The following is a 6,349-nucleotide window of genomic DNA, read 5'->3' as shown; positions in this document are numbered from 1 at the left end:
TTCTACGATCCGGTGCATGGTGGATCCCGAGGTGTCGGAGCGAATCGCGGTGCGGCGCGCGGAACTGGACGGACTCGAAGAACAGCTGGCCAGGCAGTTGGCGGAGGTACGGGCCGAGTGGGACGAACTCGCCGTCGCCGAACGGGTTCCTAGGTGTATTGCCTCGGGAGGTTGTGGACGGGTGATCGAGGTCTCGGCTGAGGCCTCTTGAACGGGTGAGGGCCTTCCGGGTTCGGTGTGGATTGCGACGTCTACACCGACCAGAAAGGCCCTCATGCCCCACCGTAATGCACCCCTGACCGAGACCGGACGCCTGCGCCTGGCCCGTTGCGTGGTCGTAGACGGCTGGCCGCTGCGCCGGGCCGCCGAGCGGTTCCAGGTCTCACCCACCACCGCCCAGCGGTGGGCCGACCGCTACCGCGATCACGGCGAGGCGGGCATGAACGACCGGTCCTCACGCCCGCACCACAGCCCGCGCCGGACCCCGACCCGCACCGAACGGCGGATCATCAAGGTCCGCATCGCCCGCCGGTGGGGACCGGCTCGCATCGCCCACCTGCTGCGTCTGGTGCCCTCCACCGTCCACCGCGTCCTGACCCGCTTCAAGCTGGCCCGCCTGACGCACATGGACCGGGCCACCGGCCGCGTCATACGACGCTACGAACGCGAGAAGCCGGGCGAACTCGTCCACGTCGACATCAAGAAGCTGGGCAACATTCCCGACGGCGGCGGACACAAGATCCTGGGCCGCCAGGCCGGCCGCAAGAAACGGCCCCGCCTGGGCTACAGCTACATCCACACCGCCGTCGACGACCACTCCCGCCTCGCCTACAGCGAGATCCTGACCGACGAGAAGAAGGAAACCGCCACCGCCTTCTGGACCCGGGCACAGGCCTACTTCACGAGCGTGGGGATCACCGTCGAGCGGGTCCTGACCGACAACGGAGCCTGCTACAAGTCCCACGCCTGGCGCGACATGCTGGCGGCGGCCGGGATCACCCACAAGCGAACCCGGCCCTACCGGCCACAAACCAACGGCAAGGTCGAACGCCTCAACCGCACCCTGCTGGAGGAGTGGGCCTACGCCCGCCCCTACCAGTCAGAGCAGGAACGACGCGACGCGTTCCCCGGCTGGCTGCACACCTACAATCACCACCGCGGACACTCGCAGGCAAACCACCCGCCAGCCGCGTCCCCAACCTCACAGGGCAATACACCTAGGGCTTCCTCCGTGCGATCGACGAGGCGCGCCTGATCACCCCGCTCCGCTCCGCCGGTGGCCACCGGCGCTACTCCCGCTACCAGCTGCGGATCGCGGCCCGTGCCCGCGAACTCGTCGACCACGGGACCCCGGTCGAGGCGGCCTGCCGGATCGTCATCCTCGAGGACCAGCTCGAAGAGGCCCAGCGCATCAATGCCGAACACCGTCGTGCCGCCGGTCCGGCGAACTCGCCGGCCGCGGCCTGAGGCGGTACGCGCCCGCCGGGCACCTGAGGGTCCCCTGCACGTACGCCGTTGAGTGCGGCGTGCGGGTCGTTTCACGTGGTGATGGGGTGTGCTGGCGTGTAGCGTCGGGTCCAAGCTGTCGTGGTTCGGAAGTTCCCTTTGCCCACGCCTTGGGCGTGGGTGTTTTGCTGTGCTGTGCCGCAGGAACCAGGGCGATCACCTCCGCCTTCCGCATGTCGCGGGGGCGTTCATCGGCTGGAAGGCATGGATATGGCTACGGGAACTGTGAAGTGGTTCAACGCGGAGAAGGGCTTCGGCTTCATCGCCCAGGAGGGCGGGGGCCCGGACGTCTTCGCCCACTACTCCGCGATCAACTCCTCGGGCTTCCGCGAGCTCCAGGAGGGCCAGACCGTGACGTTCGACGTCACCCAGGGCCAGAAGGGCCCCCAGGCCGAGAACATCAGCCTGGCCTGACCTTCCCCGACCGGCCTGCGGGCACCGCAATCGCCTTGGTCGACACGCATGCGATGAGGGCCGCGTACCTACGCGCGGTCCTCGTCTGTGTCGAGACGGGCGTGCCGCGCCGATACGCTCCATCACGGGGGGCGTCGCCCCTTATCGTGCACGAGACCGTAGACGTCGGCGGTGTGGGCCATTGCGACCTCGGTACCTTCCCCCGCTTTGACCAGGAGGACTCTGGTCTCCAAATCGCTGTATGTCACCATGCTCCGGGCTTGGTTGTCGCTGGAGAGCAGATCGGTGCCGCTTGCAGCAGGTGGGTCAACGAGGGGATCGCCAGCGCCGCATGGCGGGATTACGTCCGCGCAGGACTCGTCCTCAACCCAGCGGGCGCAGGGCCGCAGCCGTCGGTGCCGCCCCACCGGAGCCCCGCGTCGGCGCTCGGACGGGTGGTCCTGCGGGAACTCCGCCGCACGCCCCCTTTCACCAGCTGCCGAAGAAGCGGCAAGTGCGGGAGCAGCGGCGGGAGGCCGCGCGGCAGGTGCTGTTCGCGCCGCATTGCGTCGGTACCTCCGGTTGGGCTGGTCTGGTGGGCGTAGGGCCATGAACGGGCGGGCACGTAGACAGCGATGAACGCACGTGATGATCGTGGGGGCGAGAGCCCGGATCGTCACCTTTCTGGAAGGCTTGCGCGCCCGGATCGATGCGAGGAAGTTCAAAGCGGTCATTCAAGCAGCCGATGCCACGGACGTCCTTCTGGCCGACGGGCGCCCCGCGGTCCTGGCGGGCCCGGACCGTGCAGCGGCAGTGACGATGCCGACTTCGCCGCGACCTGCAGCGCGAGTACCTGACCTTACTGGCGGTCCTGATCACCGGCCATACCGATCGCGGTGTGGTGCGTCTGCCGGGCCTGGACGGACTGCACGGCTGAGCGGTGGATCAATGCCGAGGTCGCTGACGACGCGGCCCCTGGATGTCCTGTGCCGGCAGATCCCGGCCCGGGCCCGGGCAGGTGCCCAGCCCGCGCTCGCACGGGAAGGCCTCTGGGACGCGTGACGCCGCTGACCAGAGACGGAAAGACTCCCCGGTGCAGGGTCACCGTGTGCGATGGGTTCAGGGCGGGGTCTCGCTGCGGACCTGACGGTGGATGTTGTCGGCCCGTTGTCCCGCACTGTCCAGGGTGACGTCGAAGAAGACCTTCTCACCCGGGCGCAGACGGCGTTCCCTTCCGTGAATTGCCGTGGCTTCTGCCTGAATGTCAGGTCCGGCACCCTCCTGGCTGATGAGACCGGTGCCCCGGTCAGGGTCGAACCACTTCACAACGCCGCAAGGCGACACGCTTCCCCTCTCCGCTCGGGTCGGATCCGGAAGTCGATACTGTCCGCCCGATCTCCACCGGTGGGGAGGGCGCGAACAGGGGCGTGAAGCAGCGGACCCCAGTGTGAACTGCAGTCGGCAGGCGCCCATGGCGGCCAACGCGCCGTAGCGGCGCGTCTTGTCGGCAGCCCCGGGGTGGGTCTGCTCGCCCGATGAGGGCGCGGGCCGCAAACCGGGTCTGGCCGGTGACCGTGGTCCGATGAGGCGGGCGGTGTGAGCCGGGCGCGTAGTACGACTCCGGAGCGGGATCCCCGGGCTGGTGGGGGAGGTGCCGGCATGCGTGCGAGGGGCATTCCCGGGTCAGGTCGGCTGGGTAGATCCCACTGCTGCCTGCCCCAGCGGGCTGCGTCGTCTCGGTCTCTCGCACACAGTCACCGCCCAGGTCTGCACCGGCCCCGAGACGTGACTGCGGCATTCACGATCCAGCTGTTGGACCACGTTCCCGACATCGCACGGCGCCGGGTGAAGCTGAAGCGGAGAGAGTCTCGGCCGCATCCTTCAGTGGTCCACCTGGCAGGCAAGAGCGGCGCTACGACGCTTCCCGTTCACCGTTGGCGCCGCGTAGCATCGGCACCTGCGGCGATGACCTCGGCGAGCCGGTTGGCGAAGTCGGCGTTGCATCCTCCGAGCCGGACGTAGCCGTGGCCGGCTACCGGCCCGTCGTTGCTCAGGGAGGGAAGGGTCATGTCTGCGAGCGCGAGCGCCGCTTGGAGGTTGGTGACGGCGTCTTCGCCTGCCTGGTAGGCGGCGTCCTGGCGCCGCCTGTACCGGATTCGTTCAGCGTGAGTCATCTCGTACACCATGTTGCTGACCTCTCGTGGTAGACGTGGGTGTGAGGCGCCGGAGCGCGTTGTGACTGCGGTTCAGCGAGGTATGCCCAGGTGCGGGGTGCGCCAGCCCTCTGCGGACAAAGCCCATGGCCGCCGCGACACTGGTTACCTCGGCAGCCCGTACGCCGCAGAAATCGACGCCTTCAGTTGCCGGGCCGGGCATGACCGTGGCTCACTGCACGTTGCTCAGGTGTGCCGCAACAACCGGACCCGGGGGTGCGGTCCGGGCCGCATTACGGTGGCCGGGGTCCAGGGCTAGCTGGTGGGGACAAGGGTGGGTAGACCGTTGGGCTGAGTCTGCGTACGGCCCGTGACTATCGTTTTCGATCTTCGTTTTAAAGGTGCAGGCGAGCACTCATTTGACGTGGGGGAAAGGACCGGGTTGGCCAGGAATTTGGCGGCTGCTACCGCGTCTGATCTTCACGGTCGCCGCCCGTGTGGAACTCGACCGACGTGGGACGTCGTCCGACAGTGCCATTTACGATGTGACGCAACACCCGGATTCCCCCTCCCGCTGTTGGAGGGCCGACTCATCTCGCCCATGACACGACTGTCAACCGGCCAGAAAGCACCGACGGTACGCACGTGCGCCCAGCCCTCCTGCGGGACATCCCTGGCCCTTGCCGAGCAGGCAATCGGAGGAAGCCCCCGCCCCGCCGGCGAGACATCGCTCCGCGTTCCGATGCATCCGGGCTCCGCCGTCTCTCCCCGTGACCGCAGCCCATCGCCCGAGCCTGGGGCCGTGACAGCGACTGGCACTTCCCCACGCGTACGACCGGTATGCGGCCTACCCGAATCTGTGACTGTGGGACGGCGAGCGGACAGTCCTGTTGTCCACCGCGGGGTAGCCGGGGGAGACCCTATCCGGGCTGCGTCCGGCCGCGGCCGTCTGCCTGATCTGAGCCGGGGCCGAGGGCGTCGGGTTTCGGTGTCGTGGAGTGGTCTGGCGAGGCGGCCGCGTGAGGGTGATCTGGCGGACCAGCTGTTGGAAGCATGCCAGTGCCGCGATGGCGGGAAGGGCAGAGGCTGCCCCCGCAGTGATCGTTCTGGGTGCCTGGGCTACGCACAGAAGTGTGGCCAGGGTGGAAAACAACAGCACGATGGACCAGGAATGGAGGGCGCGGCGCTGGTGCAGAGCGGATCTGAGGATGGACAGGGAGGCGACCATCCAGGGGCCGTAGATCAGCAGCGGCCACCAGATGACCACTTCACGGGCCGTGTGCGGTGCGGCGCTGTGGCGCAGGGCGTCGCAGATGGCCAGCCCGCTGAAGATGCTCACCACAGCGGCGATGGCGGCGACCAGCACGGCGGTGAACAGACTTCCCGTTTGCAGCAGGGTCGTTACCGGCGGCTTCGACTGGTTTCGGCGGTGTCCGTTGGCCGGTGGTGTGGGCGGACGTTCGGTAGGGGTGTGCGGTAGCCCTGCGACGAACCCGATGGTGCCGGCTGCCTCATCGATGCCGTCGAAGCTGACTCGGGTGGAGGGCTCCGGCTGCCCTAGTGCAGCACTTTCTTGGAGAAGGATGGCGAGTTCCTCCGCCGGATCCCACGGCCGATGCTCCGTACCGGGCGCTCCGAGAGGCTGTTCAGGGGAGGGGTGCTGTACGTGCTCGGGCCAGCCCCAGAGCGCGGAGGTGTCCGCCCAGGGTTGGAGGCCGTGAACGTCCGGGTATCCGTACGGCTCATACACGGGCGCTGCCACCCGAGCACTCGCCGACAGCCGTTGCGAAAGGTGCCGTCTTGCCCGAGCGACTGCCGAACTCGACCTGGATCAGGCTCATCGTATGGAGGAAGTCCTCAAAGATCGAGGAGGAGTAACGAAGATCGATTTCCCCACCTTCGTGTCCCAGCGTTGCGTCCTGGGTCTCGCCGCAGTCGGTTGAGCGCGGAGTGAACATCCACTTCCCGATCCGGGTGACCCCGGAGTGAAAGCCGCCTCCCTGCCCATCTTCCTCTGCAGTCCTGCTGAGGGAGAGGGGGAACTGTGCTGTTGTCATATTCCATAAACGCTCGCGACGTCGCTCTGGGTGCGTGCCATCCGGGTGATGGTGGTCGCCGAATAGGCGTTGACGCTGTCCTGTCGGTTTTGCAAACCAACCAGGAGGGCAGCAGCCGCGCCCCTTTTGCGCCGCCACGCCGCGACTAAGGCTTGTCCCGTAACTGCTGGTCACGGTGAGATGATCTTGGTGTGGCTGGTGTGATCACGGCGTCGGAGCCGTCCTGGATAGCCCCGTTCA

5 protein-coding genes and 3 pseudogenes are annotated in these 6,349 nt (G+C 67.7%); 4 read left to right on the top strand and 4 right to left on the bottom strand.

Annotated features, from left to right (window positions below):
• The 4 genes and pseudogenes from ACFWTC_RS38210 to ACFWTC_RS38195 all read left to right on the top strand — a co-directional run.
• A pseudogene (locus tag ACFWTC_RS38210) lies at positions 1-211 on the top strand (hypothetical protein); the annotation flags it as partial.
• Between the two features lie 63 nt (positions 212-274).
• A pseudogene (locus tag ACFWTC_RS38205) lies at positions 275-1,221 on the top strand (IS481 family transposase).
• A pseudogene (locus ACFWTC_RS38200) lies at positions 1,222-1,467 on the top strand (MerR family transcriptional regulator); the annotation flags it as partial.
• A 249-nt stretch (positions 1,468-1,716) separates the two neighbouring features.
• Positions 1,717-1,920 carry a cold-shock protein gene (locus tag ACFWTC_RS38195; protein ID WP_383926834.1) on the top strand — a complete coding sequence of 68 codons (204 nt, stop codon included), beginning with the start codon at positions 1,717-1,719 and terminating at the stop codon, positions 1,918-1,920.
• Between the two features lie 1,098 nt (positions 1,921-3,018).
• Here the strand turns inward: ACFWTC_RS38195 and ACFWTC_RS38190 are convergent.
• The 4 genes from ACFWTC_RS38190 to ACFWTC_RS38175 all read right to left on the bottom strand — a co-directional run bounded on the left by ACFWTC_RS38190 (position 3,019) and on the right by ACFWTC_RS38175 (position 6,283).
• The gene (locus tag ACFWTC_RS38190) at positions 3,019-3,372 is read right to left on the bottom strand and encodes a cold-shock protein (protein ID WP_383926837.1); all 354 of its coding nucleotides are present in this window, start codon (positions 3,370-3,372) and stop codon (positions 3,019-3,021) included.
• A gap of 455 nt (positions 3,373-3,827) precedes the next feature.
• A complete protein-coding gene (locus tag ACFWTC_RS38185; protein ID WP_383926839.1) occupies positions 3,828-4,073 on the bottom strand; it encodes a hypothetical protein in 246 nt (81 codons plus the stop codon).
• An 826-nt stretch (positions 4,074-4,899) separates the two neighbouring features.
• Positions 4,900-5,802 (bottom strand): hypothetical protein, encoded by a 903-nt coding sequence (locus tag ACFWTC_RS38180; RefSeq protein ID WP_384030533.1) that lies wholly within the window; start codon positions 5,800-5,802, stop codon positions 4,900-4,902.
• Positions 5,795-6,283 (bottom strand): hypothetical protein, encoded by a 489-nt coding sequence (locus tag ACFWTC_RS38175; protein ID WP_384075106.1) that lies wholly within the window; start codon positions 6,281-6,283, stop codon positions 5,795-5,797. Before ACFWTC_RS38175 ends, ACFWTC_RS38180 begins: the two co-directional genes overlap by 8 nt.
• Positions 6,284-6,349 lie beyond the last annotated feature (66 nt).

It is taken from the genome of Streptomyces sp. NPDC058619 (genome assembly GCF_042717785.1).
In the GTDB taxonomy this organism is placed as follows: Bacteria; Actinomycetota; Actinomycetes; order Streptomycetales; family Streptomycetaceae; genus Streptomyces.
This window is presented reverse-complemented; position numbering and strand designations above follow the sequence as displayed.